Annotated in this window: 17 protein-coding genes; 10 read left to right on the forward strand and 7 right to left on the reverse strand. The window is 36.8% G+C overall.

Annotated elements, in window-relative coordinates:
* Nucleotides 1–30 precede the first annotated feature (30 nt).
* Nucleotides 31–945, forward strand: a complete 915-nt coding sequence (locus A6M55_RS07840; RefSeq protein ID WP_015027791.1) for a PfkB family carbohydrate kinase — start codon at nt 31–33, stop codon at nt 943–945.
* 110 nt (nt 946–1,055) lie between these two features.
* On the opposite strand, the gene A6M55_RS07845 is transcribed toward A6M55_RS07840, so the two are convergent.
* Nucleotides 1,056–4,109 (reverse strand): putative LPS assembly protein LptD, encoded by a 3,054-nt coding sequence (locus tag A6M55_RS07845; RefSeq protein WP_082892954.1) that lies wholly within the window; start codon nt 4,107–4,109, stop codon nt 1,056–1,058.
* Nucleotides 4,110–4,275: 166 nt separating this feature from the next.
* On the opposite strand from A6M55_RS07845, the gene A6M55_RS07850 reads away from it, so the two are divergent.
* The gene (locus tag A6M55_RS07850; RefSeq protein WP_015027789.1) at nt 4,276–5,043 is read left to right on the forward strand and encodes an N-acetylmuramoyl-L-alanine amidase; all 768 of its coding nucleotides are present in this window, start codon (nt 4,276–4,278) and stop codon (nt 5,041–5,043) included.
* A gap of 127 nt (nt 5,044–5,170) precedes the next feature.
* Nucleotides 5,171–6,100 carry an MlaD family protein gene (locus A6M55_RS07855; RefSeq protein WP_064197146.1) on the forward strand — a complete coding sequence of 310 codons (930 nt, stop codon included), beginning with the start codon at nt 5,171–5,173 and terminating at the stop codon, nt 6,098–6,100.
* Between the two features lie 74 nt (nt 6,101–6,174).
* Here the strand turns inward: A6M55_RS07855 and A6M55_RS07860 are convergent, their stop codons facing one another.
* The 4 genes from A6M55_RS07860 to A6M55_RS07875 all read right to left on the reverse strand — a co-directional run bounded on the left by A6M55_RS07860 (nt 6,175) and on the right by A6M55_RS07875 (nt 11,129).
* Entirely contained in the window at nt 6,175–8,109 is a 1,935-nt protein-coding gene (locus A6M55_RS07860; RefSeq protein ID WP_064197147.1) for a KUP/HAK/KT family potassium transporter, read from the reverse strand.
* A 107-nt stretch (nt 8,110–8,216) separates the two neighbouring features.
* Complete coding sequence (locus A6M55_RS07865; RefSeq protein WP_064197148.1) at nt 8,217–9,296, reverse strand: porin; 1,080 nt, start codon at nt 9,294–9,296, stop codon at nt 8,217–8,219.
* A gap of 37 nt (nt 9,297–9,333) precedes the next feature.
* A complete protein-coding gene (locus A6M55_RS07870; protein ID WP_015027785.1) occupies nt 9,334–10,023 on the reverse strand; it encodes a response regulator in 690 nt (229 codons plus the stop codon).
* Between the two features lie 11 nt (nt 10,024–10,034).
* Nucleotides 10,035–11,129, reverse strand: a complete 1,095-nt coding sequence (locus A6M55_RS07875; RefSeq protein ID WP_015027784.1) for an ATP-binding protein — start codon at nt 11,127–11,129, stop codon at nt 10,035–10,037.
* Nucleotides 11,130–11,351: 222 nt separating this feature from the next.
* On the opposite strand from A6M55_RS07875, the gene recJ reads away from it, so the two are divergent.
* Together recJ and lptB are read left to right on the forward strand one after the other, a co-directional pair.
* Nucleotides 11,352–13,067 (forward strand): single-stranded-DNA-specific exonuclease RecJ, encoded by a 1,716-nt coding sequence (recJ, locus tag A6M55_RS07880; RefSeq protein WP_064197149.1) that lies wholly within the window; start codon nt 11,352–11,354, stop codon nt 13,065–13,067.
* A gap of 115 nt (nt 13,068–13,182) precedes the next feature.
* On the forward strand, nt 13,183–13,920 hold the full coding sequence (gene lptB / locus A6M55_RS07885) for an LPS export ABC transporter ATP-binding protein (RefSeq protein ID WP_015027782.1): 738 nt from the start codon (nt 13,183–13,185) through the stop codon (nt 13,918–13,920).
* 57 nt (nt 13,921–13,977) lie between these two features.
* Here lptB and A6M55_RS07890 read toward each other — a convergent pair whose 3' ends face one another.
* The gene (locus tag A6M55_RS07890) at nt 13,978–14,394 is read right to left on the reverse strand and encodes a hypothetical protein (protein WP_064197150.1); all 417 of its coding nucleotides are present in this window, start codon (nt 14,392–14,394) and stop codon (nt 13,978–13,980) included.
* Nucleotides 14,395–14,539: 145 nt separating this feature from the next.
* On the opposite strand from A6M55_RS07890, the gene A6M55_RS07895 reads away from it, so the two are divergent.
* From A6M55_RS07895 to A6M55_RS07905, 3 genes are all read left to right on the forward strand, one after another.
* On the forward strand, nt 14,540–15,991 hold the full coding sequence (locus A6M55_RS07895) for a hypothetical protein (protein ID WP_064197151.1): 1,452 nt from the start codon (nt 14,540–14,542) through the stop codon (nt 15,989–15,991).
* A gap of 58 nt (nt 15,992–16,049) precedes the next feature.
* Nucleotides 16,050–16,760: a GEVED domain-containing protein gene (locus A6M55_RS07900; RefSeq protein WP_156511005.1), complete on the forward strand. Its 711-nt coding sequence runs from the start codon at nt 16,050–16,052 to the stop codon at nt 16,758–16,760.
* A gap of 156 nt (nt 16,761–16,916) precedes the next feature.
* Complete coding sequence (locus A6M55_RS07905; RefSeq protein WP_064197153.1) at nt 16,917–18,224, forward strand: dienelactone hydrolase; 1,308 nt, start codon at nt 16,917–16,919, stop codon at nt 18,222–18,224.
* A gap of 50 nt (nt 18,225–18,274) precedes the next feature.
* On the opposite strand, the gene A6M55_RS07910 is transcribed toward A6M55_RS07905, so the two are convergent.
* Complete coding sequence (locus A6M55_RS07910) at nt 18,275–19,981, reverse strand: alpha/beta hydrolase-fold protein (protein WP_064197175.1); 1,707 nt, start codon at nt 19,979–19,981, stop codon at nt 18,275–18,277.
* A 268-nt stretch (nt 19,982–20,249) separates the two neighbouring features.
* On the opposite strand from A6M55_RS07910, the gene A6M55_RS07915 reads away from it, so the two are divergent.
* Complete coding sequence (locus A6M55_RS07915; RefSeq protein ID WP_229235492.1) at nt 20,250–21,242, forward strand: sensor histidine kinase; 993 nt, start codon at nt 20,250–20,252, stop codon at nt 21,240–21,242.
* A gap of 9 nt (nt 21,243–21,251) precedes the next feature.
* Nucleotides 21,252–22,007, forward strand: coding sequence for a LytTR family DNA-binding domain-containing protein (locus tag A6M55_RS07920; RefSeq protein ID WP_015027775.1), 756 nt, complete (start codon nt 21,252–21,254; stop codon nt 22,005–22,007).
* Nucleotides 22,008–22,030 lie beyond the last annotated feature (23 nt).

Raw genomic sequence — 22,030 nt, forward strand, 5'->3', positions numbered from 1 at the left:
AAAAAATCCTTTTGTAAAGGTAAATTATCTATGTCATTACTTACAGTAGGTTCGGTAGCGTTTGATAAATTGGAAACGCCATTCGGAAAAACAGATAAAATCATTGGCGGAGCTGCCACTTTCATCACGCTCACTGCATCATACTTCGTAAAAGAAAACAATCTCGTGGCGGTTGTTGGTGAAGATTTTCCACAAGAAATGATTGATACTTTGGTAAGCCACGGTGTAAATGTGGATGGTCTTGAAATCAGAAAAGGCGAGAAATCTTTTTTCTGGCATGGTCGTTACCATAATGATATGAATAGCCGTGATACGGTTGAGGTTCAATTAAACGTAATGGAAAATTTCGACCCGAAGATTCCAGAATCATACCAAGGTTGTGAGTTTTTAATGCTCGGAAATACAGCACCAGCGATTCAACATTTGGTTTTAAAGCGTTTAGCTACCCGCCCGAAGTTTGTATTGCTTGATACAATGAATCTTTGGATTGATATTGCTTTAGATGATTTGAAAGCTCTATTGAAAGATGTTGATTGTGTAACTATCAACGACGAAGAAGCACGCATGCTTTCAGGTGATTATTCATTGCGTCGTGCGGCTAAAACAATCATGGCAATGGGTCCAAAAACACTTATTATAAAGAAAGGTGAACACGGTGCTTTGTTGTTCCAAGGCGAAGAAATCTTCTTCTGTCCTGCATTACCTTTAGAAGAAGTATTCGACCCAACGGGTGCTGGTGATACTTTTGCGGGCGGATTTATTTCGCATTTAGCTAAAACTGGCGATTTAAGTTTCGAAAACATGAAACGTGGCATCGTTTATGGTTCAGCAATGGCTTCATTCTGTGTAGAGAGGTTCGGTTCGGAGCGTATCCAAAACCTTACGCAAGAAGAGATTGCAGCACGTGTAGATGAATTTAAAAAATTAGCTGCATTTGAGTTGTAATATAGTCCACAGTCAATGGTCAATCGACCACTAACTTAATATAAAAAGCCCTTTAGCGATTCTTCGTTAAAGGGCTTTTCTGTGGATAATTGCCTATTGAGTTTTGTTTATTAAAATCCTCCACTTCCGTAGTATTGGCGTCTTCTACTTACTTTTAGTTCTTGCAATAAAGCACTGCGTACGTTGAGTGTAAATGAATAACTTGTACGTACTGAATATCCCGAAATTGGTGTCCAGTTAAATGCCATATCCCAACAGTGTAATTCACGGTGTAAGGTAATATTAGTTAATGTAGGAGCTTTTAGCTGCATATCATAACCTGTATTAAAGCCAATTTTCCACTTTGGGGTTAGACTCAAATCTCCTTGAACAGTAATCGCTTGCGTAACTTGTGGGTCAGCTAAACCTTGTTTCGTATAATTGAGGTTATAGCTTAAATTAAGTGTCCACGGAATCGAAAAATCTACATAAAGTTCAGGGTTAGCTGCAATAAATTTCTTCATGGCATCCATCGCAGGATTATTCGATTGAGGATTTGTCTTTGGTTTTCCCTTATCAGGATTAAAAGTTGCTGGAGATAAACGAGTTGAAATCGCAATATTGGCTGTACGTAAAGTGGCCAAACCAGCAAATCCTTGTACTCGTTCAATTTTATAGAAACGTCTTATTCTTCCAGCCGGATTTAAGGCTCTTAATTCTGGTGTACTTTCTGGTTGATAATAATAGGGGTCAAAACTTGCACCCATATTTAGATTTACTAAGTTTTTAAACAAATTGGTGTTAGCACTCATGTTAATATTTGATAGATTCATCGAGTCTCCCAAAGCCAATAGGTTATAACTTGTGCCTAAACTTAAATTATCGAGTAATGAAATTTTGTCAAATGCTTTGGCTGCTGTATCTGATTTTGAGCGAACTTTAGCTTCAAGTTGATTCGTAAGGTTGAAACTTACATTACCCGAAGCCCCTGCCGAAGCCCCTAAAGTCGGGTATTTTGGTAAAAGCTTACGTAACGTATCATAAGTAGTAATACCATTTGTAGTTGTTCGGTCAATTCTTACTACTTTATATTCAAATAATCTTTTTGTGAAATCAGGGGCATAACTTAAACTTAGCGAAGGAGCCATCGTGTGGCGAATGGCTTGCAAGCGACTTTTACCTCTAAACTGGTAAGTTCCATACACACGTGTATTCATACTTCCTGAAACCGAGGTTTGATACGTTGGAAAGAAACCTCTAACGGTATCAATCTTCACGGCATTCTCACTTGCAATATATTTATAGCTAAGGCTTTGTGTTGAAATGTCACCTCTTAGTGAGACACTCGGTGTAAAGTTGATATATCGTGCGATTTTAAAGTTCGGCAATGCAATTGGAATAGAATAGGTAGTGGTAAATTTACCGTCACTCAAAACTTGATTTAGTGCATCGAGTGTATTGAGTTTTCGCACATTACTGAGGCGTTCCTGTAAAGCTTTTTGCAAAAGTCTTTCTGAGGGGGTTAATGTCAGTGGGTTAGCATCACGGAGTCTGATTTCTTCGTTAGTCAAAGGCTTTGCTTCAATAGAAGAATAGGTTCCGTCGGCATTTTGGCGAACTATTTTATAATCAGAATAACTCGTAATACTATTCACACGTGTATTAGTTGCTTGATAACCACCACTCACATTAAGTCCAACCCTAAATGATTCATACCAGCGGCCAATTTGTTTTTTTTCTGGTACAAATGGGTTAAACTGATTCAAACCAATGCTATAATTGGCCGAAGCATCAACTTGCCCAGTGGTGAAGTTTTGCGAAACATTAAGCCCCGAACTTGTAACCAATTTTTGATTAAAAGTTCGTCCAAACTGAACAGATGAATTAGATGAACTACTCAAATAATTGCTTACATCAACGGTATTGACGTTGTTTCGGTTAAAACCATTACTGCGTAAATTTACTGACGAAGAAAAACTACGGTCAGGACGCTTATTGGCAGGCGTATGCGACCAACTTAAGCTAAAGTCTTTGGTTTTATAGTTATTATTATCGTCAGTGGCAACAACTTCAGGTGTGTTATTGTTAAAATTATATTGAAAATTCAGGTTACCTGAGTATTTGTATTTTTTAGAGTATGTTGATTGTGCACCCACCCCAAAGCTACCTTTTGAGTAAATTTGGGCTAGGACTTTCATACCAATTTTTTCATTGATGGCAAAATAATAGCCAAAGTCACGGAAATAGAAACCACGATTATTGGCATCTTCACCGTAGGTGCCCATGATTATCCCTGAAGTTCCAGCTTCTTTATTTTTTGGTACTGGAAAGAACCCAAAGGGTAATCCAATAGGCAGAGGGACTCCACTCAAAACAAAGTGGAAAGGCCCTGAAATAACTTGTTTTTTGTTGACTAACTTGATTTTCTTGGCAGCAATATGAAAATGGGGCTCTTTCATATTACAAGTGGTATATTTGGCATCAACCAAATACATATCATCGTTGGCATCTTTTTTTACCCGTTCCCCCGTCACGAAACCTTCGCCTTGTTGTGTGACAATTCCCTTAATAAGTGCCTTTTTTGACTTAAAATTATATCGAATAGTATCTGTATTATATTTATCGCCACTCTGTGAGAAGATAGGTTTTCCTTTAATACCATTGCCCTTGGTAGTATCGGGCGAACCATGAGCAAAAACTTCACTTTTCCCCCAATCAAGTTTGATGTAATCGGCATCTAATTCAATATCACCGTAAGTCACGCGAGCTTTTCCGTAGAGGTGTAAGATTTCACCTGAAACGTCCATTACCGTAGAGTCTTCGGCAACATACTTAACTGTTGTTGAAAGTCCGCTTTCTTTACTTCGCATCGAATCGGCAATCATTACACGAGTGGTATCTCGTTTTTCTTCAAAAAGTTTATTGCCAAATGGTTTAGTAGTCGAACTAGGGCGAGTAGTTGTTTTGGTGCTAGGGCGAGAGAGATTACCTCCACCAAACTTTGATAGATTACCTCCCGGAAATTGTGCTACTGAATTGAATGAACTTAAAATCAAAAACAATCCGAAGCTAAAATGTAGGAATAAGCCTAACATCGGCCAGTTTTTATTGCTTTCCGACGTAAAACCCGTAAATGTAGTTAGTTTCTTAGTGCTTGGGGTTTTATATTTTTTCAGTTGTTCCAAAAAACTTATCTTTGTAAAAATGTCCTATTAATATAACCTATTAGGAGAAACCTTCAGATATTTCTACCAAAAACTGCAATTTTTCTGATTTCTCTCTTATTAACGCTCAGTAATGGCACAAAATTAGCTATTATATAGTCGTGAAAGAACGTTTGCTCATAAAATCATGTTAAAAAATCTTAAAGTTCTACTTATACTAATATTTAGCCTTGAAATTGTACACGCCCAAAGCGGAAAAATCCGAACAATTGTGATTGATGCAGGGCATGGAGGAAAAGACCCCGGAACACAGCATAGCAAGCTTCGTGAGAAAGATATTGCTTTGAGTGTAACACTTAAATTAGGTAAAAAAATTCAAGAAAAACTACCTGATGTAAAAGTAATCTACACACGCAAGAGCGATGTTTTCTTGCCATTACACGAACGTGCTGCTATAGCTAATAGAAATAAAGCCGATTTGTTTATTTGTATTCACGTCAATGCTAATCCTCATTCATCGAAGTTGAGTGGCTCAGAAACATACGTGATGGGGCTACATAAAACAGAAGATAATCTCGCCCTTGCTATGCGAGAAAATGAGGTTATTTTAATGGAAGATAATTACAAGAAAAATTATAAAGGCTATGACCTTAGTTCGCCTATGGCAAATATCATGTTGGCTAATTATCAGAATGCTTTCATGAAAGAAAGTGTGAAACTAGCAAGTATGGTTGAAAAGCAAATGTCGAAGTCAGGGCACAGAAGTCGTGGAGTAAAACAAGCAGGATTTCAAGTGTTATGGCAAACTGCTATGCCTGGGATTTATGTCGAAACAGGCTATTTAACTAATTCGACTGATAAGAGAATATTGGGTAGTACGGATGGACAAGAAAAGTTGGCCGAGGCGATATTCAAGGCAGTAAAAGCATATAAAGAAAGTAAAGAACGCCTCTAATCTCGATAAGGGAACAAAAAATGTTTTTTTTGGTGTTCTCTTTTTACAAATTATGAGTATTGGTTTGTAGATTGCTTTAGCGTACTTTTGTAAAAAAAATAAAAGTCTCCCTTTAAGGGTTGAGGTTATGAAAAAAGAATATAAAGTTGGCTTGCTTGGCATTATTGCATTTGCAATATTTTATTTAGGCTTCAATTTTCTGAAAGGTTTGGATATTTTTCGAACCGAAAATGAATATTATACTTACTACGAAAATGCTGAGGGATTACAAACCTCAAACCCAGTTACTTTTAATGGGGTGCCTGTTGGTCGTGTAGTTTTGGTTGAGCCCGACCAAGAAAAAAATCGTGTGAAGGTAATGCTTGCCATAAAGCGTGATATCAAAGTAAGCGATAAAGCCATTGCAGTTTTAGCTGATAATGGACTTTTAGGCGGAAAGGTTATCAAACTTAAAATTCCAGTTGGTAATTCTTTAGCAGATGAAGCAACTATCGGTAGTGAAATTGAAAAAGGAATGGTGGCTGCAGTTACCGATAAACTAAGTCCAACACTTAAAAATGTTGATTCTTTGCTTACTACAACTACTGCTATTATCAAACAATTTGACCAAACGGCTGTTGCATTAAAGGTTCTTATGGCCAGTGCTACCCAAACAACCAACGGTGTAAATGGGGTGGTTGCATCTAATGCTAAAAACCTTTCAGCCATTACAGCTAATGCCGCAGTTTTAACTGCTAATTTGAATACACTTTCAAAGAATCTTGATGACCAAATCAAGCCAATTCTTAATAAAACCAATACTTTTGCCGATTCTTTAAATGCCGTGAAATTAGGAGAAACCGTTGCTCAATTGAATAAATCAGTGGCTGGATTGCAAGGAGTCATTAAAGAAGTAAATCAAGGGAAGGGCACTTTGGGTAAATTGGCAAAAGACGATTCACTTTATGTGAATTTAGATAGAACAGCGGCTAATATTGCTCTACTTATGGCTGATTTGAAGGCTAATCCAAAGCGATATGTGCATTTTTCATTGTTTGGAAAGAAAGAGAAGAAGTAATGCATAATTCTGAGTTCTGAATTCTGAGTTATTCATTATTACTCAGCACTCAGGACTCAGAATTATGAGCTAAATCACTTCCGTACTAACTCCAATTTTTCTACTGGGTGATACACCAAAGGCGTGTATTCTACTTCCACATCAGATTTATCAAGTCCAAAGGCTTTTTCGTCGGATAAACTCATTCGCTTCAAGAAAAAGTAAGTGTTTAGCAAAATGCCTTCTCTAACCGAAAATTCATTCTCTACCGAGAGGAATTTCTCAATCACTACAAACTTAAAGTCAGGTTCGCTATTGTATTTTGTTGAACCATCAGGGCGAATGTGCAAATTCAATTCTTTTCGCTCGACCAAATCCTGTACGATTTTCTTGAAATAAAGTTCTACTCGTGGCTGTACCCGGAAGCCCGTATTAATGTCGATTTTAATGATTTTATCATCAAGCAATTCGCTTACTTCGTAGTTGAGCGTGTAAGGTTCGTCGGTGCGGTTGATATGCACAAACCAATACACATCAGCACGTTTGGGCTTTTTCGAGAATATAGATTTCATGATTTTCTCTTCAATATGATTCTTGCGGTCGGCTTTTGATAAATAAACCAAATGCGTTGAAAATTTGGGAATGTTTTCGTCTTCGCTCAATTCGGTGATTCGTGAAATATAGTGTCTTAAATCAATAAAATTAACGAGTTTGTTATTGATTTTGCGAGCTTTGTGCCAAACATACATCACCAAGAATATAAATACCTCAAAGAATAAAAACATCCATCTTTCTTTAATTTTTGCCACATTCGTAATGAAAAACGAGCCTTCAATCACGATAAAAACCACTAAGATTAAGCCAATTATCCACGGATTCCATTTTTTGATGTATCGCATGAAGTAGGTCAATAGAATCGTGGTCATAATCATAGCAATGGTAATCGAAAAACCATAAGCTGCTTCCATGTGCGATGAACTTTGGAAATACAAAATCATCATCACACAGCCAATCCAAAGTATGGTATTAACACTCGGAATATAAATTTGTCCTTTCAATTCGGTTGGATTCCTGACCGTAACTCTCGGCCAAAAATTCATACTAATTGCCTCACTGATAAGCGTATATGAGCCACTAATGAGTGCCTGCGAGGCAATAACCGTGGCGGCCGTAGCAATGACTACGCCCGCAATCAGAAACCAGTCAGGCATGATTTCGTAGAATGGATTTCGGCCATTAAGTACGCTTTCGCCTTGATTGAGTACCCAAGCCGCTTGGCCTAAATAATTGACCAAAAGGCATATTTTAACAAAAATCCAGCTGATACGGATGTTTTCTCGGCCACAATGACCTAAATCAGAATACAGGGCTTCGGCTCCCGTAGTACACAAAAATACCGCTCCCAACAGCCAAAAACCTTGCGGATATTGACTCAATAATTGGTAAGCATAATACGGATTAATGGCTTTTAGCACTTCGGGATACTTGATGATTTCTGTAAAACCCAGCGTAAAGAGCATCGTAAACCAAACAACCATCATCGGGCCAAAAGCACTGCCCACTTTTTGTGTACCAAATCTCTGGAAAAAGAAAAGTAGCGATAAAATGACGATAACAATCGGGACGGTGGGCAAATGTGGCACCACAATTTCAAGACCTTCGACTGCCGAAGCGACCGAAATTGGGGGGGTAATGATACCATCGGCCAAGAGTGTGGTTGCACCCAAAATGGTCGGAATAATCAGGTTTTTTCCGAATCTTCTAACCAAGGCATAGAGAGAAAATACCCCCCCTTCACCGTGATTATCAGCCATTAATGTCAGAATAATGTATTTGAAAGTTGTCTGAAAAGTCAGCGTCCAGAACACACACGAGATTGCTCCATAGACCAAAATCTCGGAGATTTCACGCTCACCAATGATTGATTTGAAAACATAGAGCGGACTCGTACCGATATCGCCGTAGATGATGCCGAGGGCAACCAGCAGCGAGGCTGCGGTAACTTTTTTTGTGTTTGAATGACTAATCATAATAGTGAGAATTTTGTGTTTGAAAATGAAAATTTGGGCAAAGCAAAAGCCGTCATCAGCAATACTGATTAGCCCGTTTTTTGAATATTTGAGTGTTTTTTTAGGTCTTAGAAAGTGATAGTTAAAGAGCTAATGATGAGGTTATTCTGATGGATAAATGTTTCGTTTTTCTGAAAAATAGGGTCTTTGCTATTCAGATTTCGGTATTCTATTCGACATAAAAGATTATTGCTAATTAGGTAATCAACATTGAGCGAATGCCCGATGGTCTGAAAACCATTTTTGCTATTGGTACTGATAATTACTTGATTTTTATCTGAATAAAATTCGCTTCTTGCGGCAAAGTTTAGCTTTTTATTTGGTGAATAACGAGCAATAAGCACAGGCGAATACCAAATATGATAACTTGTACTTTTCGGTGTTTTTTGCTGAAATCCTACATCAAAGCCAAACGTAAGACCAAATTTGGTGCTTACTTGGAAGATTCCGTAAAAATTATGAAAATACCGCACTAACCTTACCGAATCAGGTGTATCGCTGCCAATAAATGAGCTACTATTGATTGTGAGTTTGGCGATAGGTTTAAACGTAATCTGGTGCCCAAAGGCAGGTGTATTATTGCCCTCAAGCCGTTGGATTCGTTGCCAACCATTGAGTACCAAAGCACTCAAAAACCATTTTTCGTTATCAGAGTTATACGAAAGTTTTACTCCACTTTCATAGTAAGGCGAATTTTCGGCCAAAATACTGCGGGTTAGTGTCCAACAATCTTTGCTAATTGCACTTTCAAAGCCAATGTGTGAGCCAAAAATACCTGCATCGAGCCACAGGTTTTTATTTCGAGATACTTTAAAACCAATATTTGCTTCCAGAATGTTTTTTAAAACTCCCGTTTCGACGGCAAGATTGGCATTGGCATACGTGCCAGCCATTAGTGCCAAGTTTGCTCTACTTTTACTATGCTGATAAGCTACTTTTACAAACCCCAAATTGAGGTTTACTTCGTTGTGTCTATTGTGAGAATAGGTAAAAGCTGGTCTCAAATGATTAACTGGATTGGCAAAATCATATCCATAAAATGTTTCAAGATAAGCACTCAAAGCCACTGACCGAGACGAATCAGTTTGGGCATTGACGATGAATATCGTTTGTGTGAAAATCACTATAATTATTAAGAAACCCTTCATATTGATACTATTTTGAATAAAATTTAGGCGAAGTTAGCTATTTTTCGCCTCCGATAAATCGGTAGCCAACCCCCGATTCGGTGATTATGTATTTGGGTTGGTCGGGGTTATCTTCGATTTTTTTGCGGAGTTGTCGCACAAAAACCCTCAAATACTGCGATTGTTCAAGATAACTTGGCCCCCAAATAGTTTTCAAAAGAAATTGGTGTGTCAAAACCCTACTTTCATTCTGAGCCATCAATACCAATAATTGATATTCTGTGGTAGTTAGCTTCAAAACTTCTTGATTTTTCTTCACGATTCTCGAAGTAAAATCAATACTTAGATTTCCATATTCTCGTAAAGGCACATTTTCGGTGTTTTGTGCCAATCGGAGTGCGGTTCGGATTCGAGCTAGTAGTTCGCCTGTGCGAAAAGGCTTCGTTAGATAATCGTTTGCACCACTATCAAGTGCCTGAATGATGTCGTCTTCGTTATCTCGTACCGAAAGAATAATAACAGGAGCTTTGTACCATTCTCTGAGCCTTTTCAAGATACTTTGTCCATCTTCGTCTGGCAGACCTAAGTCGAGTAAAATCAAATCTGGTGGGTGCATCGCTGCCGAAATTTGTCCCTCTTTACCTGTACTAGCCTCATATACTCGAAAATTGTTGGCAGAAAGGGTTATTTCTAATAATTTACGAATCTGAACTTCGTCGTCGATGATTAATATTGTTGGGTTATTCATGTCTTTTGTGTTTATTGTAAGAATCCTCCGCTGAAATCATCGCCCCAGTTGGCTTTAGTTGGAATTTCAATCGTAAATAAAGCTCCACTTCCTGCTCTATTACCTACTTTGATGGTGCCTCCATGAGCTTCAATAAAGCCTTTTGTGATAGACAAACCTAAGCCTAAACCTCCTGTTTGTGTGTTTTTTGAGCGATAAAATTTAGTGAAAACTTGAGATAAATCGCCTTTCGGGAAACCTTTGCCATTATCTTGAATTTTAATGATACATTTTTCATTGACATAATCGGCCGAGATATGAATAAGCGTTTTTTCGGGCGTATAAATCGAACAATTATAAAGAATATTGTAAATGGCTTGCTCTAGCAGTCCGAAATCAAGTTTCAAAAAAGGCAGATTGGGCGGCATTTCTACTTTTACTTCATGAAATTTTAGTTCTGTTTCCAGTTGATTGATGGCTGTATGAATCAGTTCGGTGAGGTCATACCAATCTAATTTCGGACGAATTGACCCTGATTCGAGCCTCGAAACATTTAATAAATTTCCTACAAGACGATTAAGCCTATCGGCCGCCGTATTTATTTCTTGGTAGAGATTGATTTTATTGGTTTCGCTAAATTTCGAATTATCGGTCAATAAATTATCGGTTGCTCCTAAAATAGTAGCAATGGGTGTACGAAATTCGTGCGAAATAGAATTAAAAAGCGTATCATAAAGTTTCAAGGCATTTACACGTTCTTCACGCTGAATTGCCAGACTTTCAAAGTGTTTAATGCGAGCCGTAAGTACCCCATTGAGCATCACTATTATAAAGTACATCGCAAGCATCAGTACATCTTCTGATTTTGATACGTGAAATGTAAAGTGTGGAGGAATAAAGAAAAAATCCCAAATAAAAGCACTCAAAACCGCCGATAGAAGTACAGGGTAAAGGCTTAACTTCATAGCCAAGACCGAAACCGTAAATAAAAGAATAAGGGCAACCGTGCGATAGCCAATTAAATCACTAAACGGATAACAAATCGCTGAAATTAGACATACAATAATGATACTTATCAAATATGCCGAATTGCCTTGCGTATATTTTTTGGTCAGAATATCCTTCATTAGTTGGAGTCGTTATGATGATACAAATGTAGGCCTATGTTTATAAATGAAATGTAAAACAAAGCCTTTCTTATATAAAGATTTTGTAAAGATTCATTGATTTTGTGTTTAAGCCCCAAAAAACAATCTTATTTGTGGGTAGATGAGGCCTACGAGTTGGTTAAATCTTTTTAATCATGGTATAAATCTTTAATTTTACATTTCAATTTTAGAAAGAATACAATGTCCGAAAAACGCTGGTTATATAAATCTACACCCAATCCTCAAACTGTTAATGAATTAGCACAAGCAATTAATGTTGATAAAGCACTTGCTTCTATGCTTGTGCAGCGAGGAATTACGGTTTTTGATGAAGCACGAGATTTCTTCCGCCCTAAGCTCGAACACCTACATGACCCATTTCTGATGCCAGATATGGAGAAAGCGGTAGAAAGATTGACTGAAGCCCTTGAAAATGGTGAAAAGATAATGGTTTATGGCGATTATGATGTGGATGGAACTACTTCAGTGGCATTGGTATATGGCTATTTATCAACCTTTTATAGCAATTTAGAATACTATAACCCAGACCGATACGAAGAAGGATATGGGGTTTCAGTACAAGGAATCGAATGGGCGGCTGAGCAAGGCGTATCTTTGGTAATTTGTTTGGATTGTGGCATTAAGGCTCAAGACAAAGTTCTTTTGGCGAAAGAAAAATTCAATATTGATTTTATTATTTGTGACCACCATGAGCCTGACGATACTTTACCTAATGCAGTTGCCGTGCTCGACCCTAAACGTAAAGATTGTCCGTACCCTTATAAAGAATTAACAGGAAATGGTGTAGGCTTTAAACTTTTACAGGCATATTGTATAAGAAACGATAAACCACTTGATACGCTTTTAGAATTCTTAGATTTGTGCGTTGTAAGTATCGCTTCTGATATTGTGCCAATTACGGGAGAGAATCGAGTTCTGGCTTTTTATGGTTTAAAAAAGCTCAATGAAAACCCAAGAATTGGACTCAAAGCATTGAAAGAAGTAGCAGGCTTTACCACATCAATGACTATTGAAAATGTAGTTTTTGTCATTGGGCCAAGGATTAACGCTGCGGGACGAATCAAGCACGCCAAAGCTGCGGTAAAGCTCTTATTATCAGATGACTATGATGAGGCTTTAGAGTTTGCTCATGAGATTCAGAAGCATAATAGCGAACGCCGTGGACACGATACTCGAATGACCGAAGAGGCACTTGCCATGATTGAGGGAGATGAGTGGATGATGAGTAAAGCGAAAAGTACGGTACTTTACAGAGAAGATTGGCATAAAGGAGTTATAGGAATTGTGGCGAGCCGTTGTATAGAAAAATACTATAGACCAACGATAATTCTTACAAAATCGCATGAAAAAGCGGCAGGTTCTGCCCGTTCTGTTGCTGGATTTAACCTTTACGAAGCTATTGAAGAATGTGCTGACCTGCTCGAACAATTTGGTGGACACACACACGCAGCGGGTATGACAATGCCCATTGAAAATATAGATGCCTTTAGATTGGCGTTTGATGAAGTGGTAAGTAAGTATATCACACCTGAGCAGCTTACTCCTGTTGTGAATATTGATGTAAAAATAAAATTGGCTGAAATTAATGCAAAATTCTATCGAATTATGAATCAAATGGCTCCATTTGGACCAGAAAATATGCAACCAATTTTTGCTTCTGAAAATCTTACACTTAAATATACACCAAGAGTAATGAAGGAAAAACACCTACGTTTAGAGCTTTTTGAAGAAGAAACGGGGGCAATTCTAACTGCCGTTGGATTTGGAATGGTTGAAGAACACCTAGAAAGATTGCATACCAATAAATATTTTAGTGCAGCTTATCAGATTGATGAAAATACGTTTAATAATAAAACATCTTTACAATTGATGTTGAAAGATATCAAGTATAGTTAAGAATAATTAACGCTGAAATTTGTCTATAATAACGTAATTTTGCTTGTAGGACAGGTTTGTAACTTGTCAAAATAGAGAACTAGAAAAAATAGGTTGAAAACCTGTTCCACCAAATATGATTTTAAGAACAGAAAACTTAATAAAAAAATACGGCCAGCGATTAGTTAATAACAACGTGAGCTATCAAGTTGGCCAAGGCGAAATTGTTGGACTGCTCGGCCCCAATGGGGCTGGGAAGACTACTTCGTTTTATATGGCCACTGGGCTAGTTAAACCCAACAGTGGAAAGGTTTGGCTCGATGACATGGATATTACTTCTTTGCCAATGTATAAGCGTGCGAAATTAGGTGTGGGCTATTTGGCACAAGAGGCATCGGTTTTTAGAGATTTAACCGTTGAAGAAAACATATTAGGTGTGCTCGAATTGGCTAAACCAGAACTTACGAAAGCACAGCGAAAGGAAAAAACGGAAATATTGTTAGAAGAGTTCAGTTTAACCCACGTGCGTAAGAATAAAGGTATTGTTTGTTCTGGTGGAGAACGCCGTCGGACTGAAATTGCTCGTGCTTTATCGGTTGACCCTAAATTTATTTTACTTGATGAGCCTTTTGCGGGGGTTGACCCTATTGCTGTTGAAGAAATTCAAGGGATTGTGGCTAAACTTAAGCACCGAAATATCGGAATTTTGATAACTGACCATAATGTAAACGAAACGCTTTCGATTACTGACCGGGCGTACTTACTTTTTGAAGGGAAAATTCTACGCCAAGGAACTGCCGAAGACCTTGCTAATGATGAATTGGTTAGAAAGGTTTATTTAGGTCAACATTTTGAATTAAAAAGAAAGATATAAATATCAATTTTTAATAAAAAACGGTAGTAAGAATTATACTTGCTACCGTTTTTTTTATTACCTCGGTCTTGGTGGTCTTTCCCCATTTATTGGAGGAGGAGGAGGTCCATGATGTTCGGCCTCTAATTTTTGAAATTTAGCAAATTGAGAAGCAGATAGGATACTTTTCATCGTCTTTTCGAAACTTTTTCGATGGGCATCTAAAGCTACTCTTTTCTCTCTTTCTTCAATTTTACTCGTAAAAATATCCTCCATTTGTTTGATGTTTTTCAAAAAAGCATCATGTACTTTTTTAGAAGCAGCTGCATTTAGGCCTAACTCTTTGGTCATTCTTTCAGTAAATTGTTCAGCATTGGGTATTGGAGGTCGTTCACCACGAGGAAGGCCATCAGGGCGATGTGCGGGTGGCTGGGCATATAATGATAAACTACTTAAAAATAGTAGTATCAAAAATAATCTAATACTTTTTTTCATGTGTTTGGAATATTTTTCAAAGCAATGATAAGATAAATTTCTCAAATAAATTTGCTTGTTTGCTTTTTTCTGCCATCAACGCAACCTCAATAAATCTTCTGACGTACTCAATAAAGTACTAACCTCTTTATATTTCAAGCTAACTATGAAAACTTACAACAAAATTTGGAAAATCACTATCGCCTGTGGTGCACTTTTTACACTATCTTCTCTAAGTTCCTGCATAAAAGAAGAAACTTTTAATCAAAAAGTTAATAATTCTCTATTAAATGATGCAGAAGGTCAATCGATGATTCTTTCAGTTGAAATGATTGAAAAATTAATGGTTAATGCACGAATACTTTCACAAGGAGATTGTGATACAGATGATGATAAAGATAATGATGGAACGGATGACAGTACTGATGGCTTATACCAAAACAATGAAGATTATGACCATGATGGAAAAGATGACAACGTAGATACTGATGATGATAATGATGGCATAAAGGATGATGTTGACTCTGATGATGATAACGATGGTATAAATGATGATGTTGACCCTGATGATGATAATGATAAAACCCCCGATATTTTTGATAAAAAAAACTATGATGATGATGATTTTGATAATGATGGTCTAAACAATACCTCAGACCCCGACGATGATAACGATGGCACTCCTGATATTAGTGATGCAGATGATGATAACGATGGTACAAATGATGATATTGACAAAGATGACGATAATGATGGTCTAAACGATTCAGATGATTCAAGGTATAATAATAATGAAGACTTTGATAAAGATGGTGAAAATAATTTAAAAGATACAGATGATGATAATGATGGATTAAATGATGATGTTGACCCAGATGATGATAATGATGGTAAGGCTGATGATGTAGATGCTGATGATGACAATGATAGAATGCCTGATTTTATTGATAAACGTCATGATGATGATGATGACTTTGACGATGATGGCTTACCTAATCACTCAGATAGTGATGATGATAACGATGGGATTAATGATACTAATGACCAAGATGATGATAATGATGGGGTAAATGATGATAAAGACCTCGATGATGACAATGATGGCCTTCATGATTCGATGGATAACCAAGCTAATAATGATGATGACTTTGATGATGATGGTAAAAAAAATCGGATAGATAATGATGATGATAATGATGGAGATACCGATGATGTAGATACCGATGATGATAATGATGGAATTAATGATACTAATGACCTCGATGACGATAACGATGGGATTAATGATGATAAGGATAAATCGGTTGGTGATGACGATGATTTTGACGATGATGGCCAATTAGATGATTCAGATAGTGATGATGACAATGATGGCATGAATGATAATGATGACCCTGATTCTGATGATGATGGAGATTTTGATTCGTGCGGAGCAACTTTACCAACTCTTGCTATTTCTTATATAACTACTAATTATCCAACTTATACAATTTTAGGTACGGAAAAATCAAATCGTAAAGGAGAAACTATTTATAAAACTTATATCCGAAATGGGCCAAGTTCCACTAAATTAAGACTCATATTTGATGTAAATGGAAATTTCCAACGAATACAATAAATCGGTCCCAACTATCTCGATTTAATGAATGTATTTACAACCTGAAATTTTTATTTATATGCAATCTAATATCCTAAAAATACTCATTCTACAAGTCGCTTTTTTTGTATTTATTAACCAAAAGAGTGCAGCACAAAGTTATTGTACACCTATTTATTCAGATGGATGTGGATTTGATGATGGTATTTCTAGTTTCACCATTAACGGTACAACGCTTAGTACTAATAGTGGATGTTCAACAGGAGCTTTCCAGTTTTATAGCAGCAATACAGCAAGTGTCTATGCTGGCCAGTCCTACAATTTCTCAGTAAATTTTATTAATGCCATTAACGATGAATATGTATCTATTTGGATTGATGCAGATAAAGATGGCTTGTTTGACATGAGTGAACTGGTACTTCAAACAAATACACCAGTCACAGAACCATATAATGGTAATATTACGATTCCTGCCAATGCCAGTGGAACCTTAAGAATGAGAATAAGGGTAAGTTTTGAAAATATAGCTACTGACCCTTGCTCCGAATATATATGGGGTGAAACAGAAGATTATCTATTGAATGTTTCTTGCCCGTACTCACAGACCTTCACGCAGGCTCATAACGGAACTGCCACTATGTATGCTTCTAGTTTGATTACTGCATCGAACATAATAAGTACAGGGGCTAATATTACCTACAATGCTGGGGCATCAATTATTATTCAACCAGGTTTTTTGGCTGAGTCTGGAAGTATTTTTTTAGGTAAAATTTCTGGATGTCCAAATTGAAACATTAACAGTATTAGTTTATCTTATATAATTAAAACCTGTTTTCATTTATTTGGAACAGGTTTTTGCTTTATAACATTTAACGTTCTCAATTAAACTTAGAAAGTTTTCTTTTTCTTCACTAATTTGCAAAGTATTAAAATCAACCTTAAGTAAATGAAAATAAAGCATTTTAAATTACTGATTATCGCTATTAACTTAGTATTTTATGTTGATGTAATCGCACAAAATCACACTGAGGATACATTCGTTTATGGCGATGCCCTGCCCGATGCCCCTGAATTGGCTCCTCGTGGCGAATACAAAGTTGGTGTACGAACACTTGATTTTGTGAATAAAAACCAAGTAGATATTCTAAAATCTAAAGGTGGAGTTGACCCAACTTACGACCGACCACTCAAGGTTGAAGTGTGGTATCCAGCCAATGTGGGTGCAGGTGTAAAAGAATTGGTAACTTATGAGCAAGTAATGGGTGCCTCAAATGACCCTAAACGTCCACTTATTCCGTTTACATTTTTAGGTCGTGCTGTTCGGGATGCCGCTCCCAAGACTACCGACGGAGCTTTTCCGCTCATTATCGTTTCGCATGGTTATTTAGGTTCAAGACTTTTATTAACTTATTTGACCGAAAATCTGGCTTCAAAAGGATATATTGTGGTTGCGATTGACCACACCGAATCAACATTCCGTGATGCTGCTGCCTTTTCGAGTACCTTACTCAATCGCTCAAAAGATGATATTTTTATCATGAATCAAATTGCGAATTTAGGAAAAGATAAAAGCAGTTTTTTGTCGGGAATCGTTGATGACCAAAATATCGGCCTCATTGGTTACTCGATGGGAGGGTATGGTGTATTGAATGTGGCGGGTGCAGGTTATAGCGACCAAATTATCAAAACTTTTGGAGCATTGAGTGGTAGCAGCAAAGCTATTGAAGTTCGTACAGGAAATAATACTGAATACAAAGCCAGTATTGACCCACGTATTAAAGCAGTAGTTGCCTTTGCTCCGTGGGGCATGGAGCGTGGTGTTTGGGATTCTGAAACCTTAAAAGGCTTGAAAATACCAACCTTTTTTGTAGCAGGAAGTCAAGATGATATTTCAGGCTATGAAAAGGGAATCAAGGCAATTTATAACGGTGTGGTTAATGCCAATCGTTATATGCTTACGTATATGAATGCACGTCACAATGTGGCCCCTAATCCACCGCCAGCAGAGTCACTTCGCCCAGGTTTACATTTTGATGAATACTACCGCTACGCAGAGCCAGCTTGGAATGAACGCCGTATCAATAATATCAATCAACATTTCGTGACGGCTTTTTTGGGTATTCATCTCAAGAAAAAAGATTATGCTAAATATTTAGATGTCAATCAAAACTCAAACGATAAACCTTGGACTGGTTTCAAGCCACGAGCATCGGTGGGTTTAGAAATGCTTCATGCAGAGGCTGGTATTAAATAACCAGTAATTTAAAAGGAAGACTTCGCTTTAAGCGAAGTCTTCCTTAAAATTCAATATCTCCAACTCGTCAAATCTATTCCTTTAGGGGCAGTTTTCTTCATATCTTCAACCCATTTCGGAATAAACATTCGGTGATAGCGTAGGCGACTAATATAGTTTGGCTGAGTATGGTCGCCGTTCCAGCAATGTTCTGCACGGTCACCGTAATCTACTTCTCCTTCATAGGCTGGACTATTTAGATTTTTAAGTTCTTCTTCGGCTAAATAGACTGCATTATTGAGGTAAAAATTATCCATATCGCCACAATAAATTCTAATCTTTCCACGCCATTTTTCGCCATATTTAGCCCAATCACGCTTTAAAATATAGGTTAAATCATAATTTTCTTTCCAATATTCTGCCACTTTTGGGTCAATTACACCCGTTTTTTTGTCCCAAATTGGTTGTGGATAGCCATCTTTTCCAACTGGTGAAAAAACTGCTTCCCAAATATCCCATTGTTGACCACTTCTGGTTTTTGTTCCAAGAGCCAATTCTCGCATATTCATTTGTCTAACAGTGGCAGTGAGTTGTCCTAAATAATCTCGATAGCCTGGACGCTCAGTTTTTCTAAAATCACTTTCATAAAAATAAGCGTTTTTGTCTTTATAGATATTCACGGTTGTAAACGCCCTAAAATCAATAGGGTCGGGGCAAGCGGCATAGCATCCACCATACTCGTTAGGGTATTTTACCTGTACTGCTAATGCTTCCCAACCACCTGTTGAACCTCCATAAGTAAATCGAGCCCAGCCTTCACCAATGCCTCTAAATTTTTTTTCAATGTATGGAATTAGCTCGTAAGTAATGGCATCGCCATAAGGGCCAATATTTTCAGAATTAACTGCATAAGAATCATCGTAAAACTGACAAGGATGCTGAATTTCGATAGCTAAAACTCTTGGAAAGTTTGGCCCTGTCCATAATTTATAGAAATCATAAGCCTCCTGCTGTACTATCTTATTATAACCATAAATTTTGAATCGGGGGCTATAGTCATCGGTAGGCATATTAGCATCGGGAGGTGTAGTGCGAAATCCATCAAAATCACTTGGGAAATGCCCATGAAAAATGGCTAATGGATATTTGACATCTTTATGCTCATCGAAGCCTTCGGGTAAAAGCACGTGTGCTCCAATATACATAGGTCTTCCCCAAAATTCAGTTAGTAATTTGCTTTGAATTTTGATATGTTTGATATACTTCGTGTCTTTTGGCTCTTCGATTGGTGGAATTGTTTGGTCAATCCTTATTTCAAAGTTTTGAACAGTTTTTGGGTTTATCGTCACCTTAATAGGTTTAGAATAGATATTTCCAGGGGCTAAATTCCATTGTTGTCCTTCTCCACGGTCCATTGGGAGCTTTACCACGTGTCCATCTTTTCTTTTAAAGGTTTCGTATTTGTGTAGCAATACTTGAACATAGTAATCACCCGCAGGAATATTGCTTAAAGCTTCAATCGGGTAGCCCAAAGTATTTTTCACATTCATAACTTTGTTTTGATTAGAAGGCCAATTATCAAGGTCTAATCCAAATACAAGTTGAGTATTATGACCATCAAGAATCTGAAACCTAGGTTCTGATTGGTCATTTTTAGAAAGCATCAATAATAATCGACCATCAAGTGTGCCAGAGCTAGGAAATTTAACCGAAAAACTGGTCTGAGCGAACGAAATGGAGCAAATAAAAAGTAAGGCGATGAAGGAGATTTTTTTCATGAGTTTTAAAGGCTGTTTTTCAAAGATACTATTTTTTTTAACCAAAGTATCTCCAAAAGCTAATTTTAACAGCTTAATAAATGCTTGAAACTTGATACTTATTCAAACCCTGTTAGTAGCTTATTTGATAGAATCATTTAAAAATTCAGAATGCCCCATGTTTTATTTATTTATATTAAGTGTTTTCAAACACAAATTTTTCCATTTCACTTAAAGTTTTTAAAAATGGGCTGATTTAATTTATACATTTGAGATATTTTTTATGATGATGAATAAAATATTTTCTACTAAGCAGTTTGTTTGGGGAGTGTCGCTTTTCTTGGCATTGTTCGTCAATCTTCCAATTATTTTTCTTCAGCTACCTCGGTTAGAAAAGTCGGGTATCGCTCAATTAGACATTTTGATTCAAGTGCTCGTATGTCTGATTTATTCAGTATTTTTCATTCAGTTGGTCTATCGGAGTATGAAGAATAATCTAGGAAAGTCAAGGATTATTCTTGAATTGATAGTCCTTTTTATTGGCTTTGTAGTATTATTAACGAGCCTAAATGTTTTGATTATTGGATTGTCAATGAAAATGTTTCCTACAGTGGTGATGCGTGGGGGAGTAATCGGAATAATCGCTTATTTTTTTAGCAGGTTTTTAATAGAAGCGGAGCGTAAAAATGAGATTTTACTTGAAAATGAACTTCTACGCAACGAAAATCTGATGGTGCAACTTACTTCGCTGAAAAATCAATTAAATCCTCATTTTTTATTCAATTCGCTCAATACACTCAGTTGGTTAATCAATGAAGATAAAGCTAAAAGTCAGCGATATTTGCAAAAACTTTCGCAGGTTTTACGCTATTCCCTAAGTATGCAAGAACAATCGTTGGTTGCTCTTAATGAAGAACTTACACTCATTGAAAGCTATATTTTCTTACTACAAATGCGTTTTGGAGATAATTTAATCGTAAATAAAAATATTGATGATATTTCAGCTTTTAAAATCCCACCACTTTCTTTACAACTGCTCGTTGAAAATGCCATTAAGCATAACATTATTTCAATGACTTCCCCGCTAAAAATCATAATTGAGGCTAATTTAGAGAATGAAACCCTTACAGTCAGGAATTCATTGAATAGTAAACCAAACTCTGAAGGTACGGGTATTGGACTAGCAAATTTGAATGAAAGATTTAGAATTTTGGCAGATAAAGGGTTAGAAATAGACCAAACCGAAAAGGAGTTTATCGTTACTTTACCACTAATTAATTAATTTTTTAAAGTGAAAATTGTAATCATTGAAGATGAAGTGGCAGCGGCGAGCCAATTGAAGTATTTATTAGCACAAACGAATACTTCTCATGAAGTTTTGTCGGTACTTGATAGTGTGGCTGAGTCAATTAAGTGGTTTACCAGTAACGAAAGTCCAGATTTGATTTTCTCGGATATTCAATTAGCCGATGGAATTTCCTTCGAAATCTATGAACAAGTCCAAATCAAAGCTCCAATCATTTTCATTACTGCTTTTGATGAATACGCCATTCGTGCATTTAAACTCAATAGTGTTGATTATATCTTAAAACCACTTGATTTAGAGTCACTTGCATTTGCCATTGAAAAATTTAAAAATCAACGATTAATTCAAAGAGATAAACTCAATGAGCTTATCCAAAGGCACGCTTTTTCTCAGAAAAATTATCGAAAAAGCTTTTTGGTTAGATATCGAGAAAAATTATTACCCATTAAAACATCCGATTTTGCTTATTTTTTTATTGAAAATAGTCTTGTCTTTGGGCAGCTTTTCGATGGCCGAAAATTTATTCTTGATTTTAAACTTGAAGACCTCGAAAATCAACTAGACTCCCACGAATTTGTACGAGCCAATCGACAATATATTCTTTCAAGACCAAGCATCACGGCTATTGAATCTTTCGCGAATAGTAGAGCTTTAGTAAAAACTAATCCAATATCTTCTTTTGAAATAATAATAAGTAAAGAAAAAGTAACCTCTTTCAAGCGGTGGTTCGAAAATGGCTAATTCGTCGATTCACTTGGCATTTT

Source organism: Emticicia sp. MM, assembly GCF_001649495.1.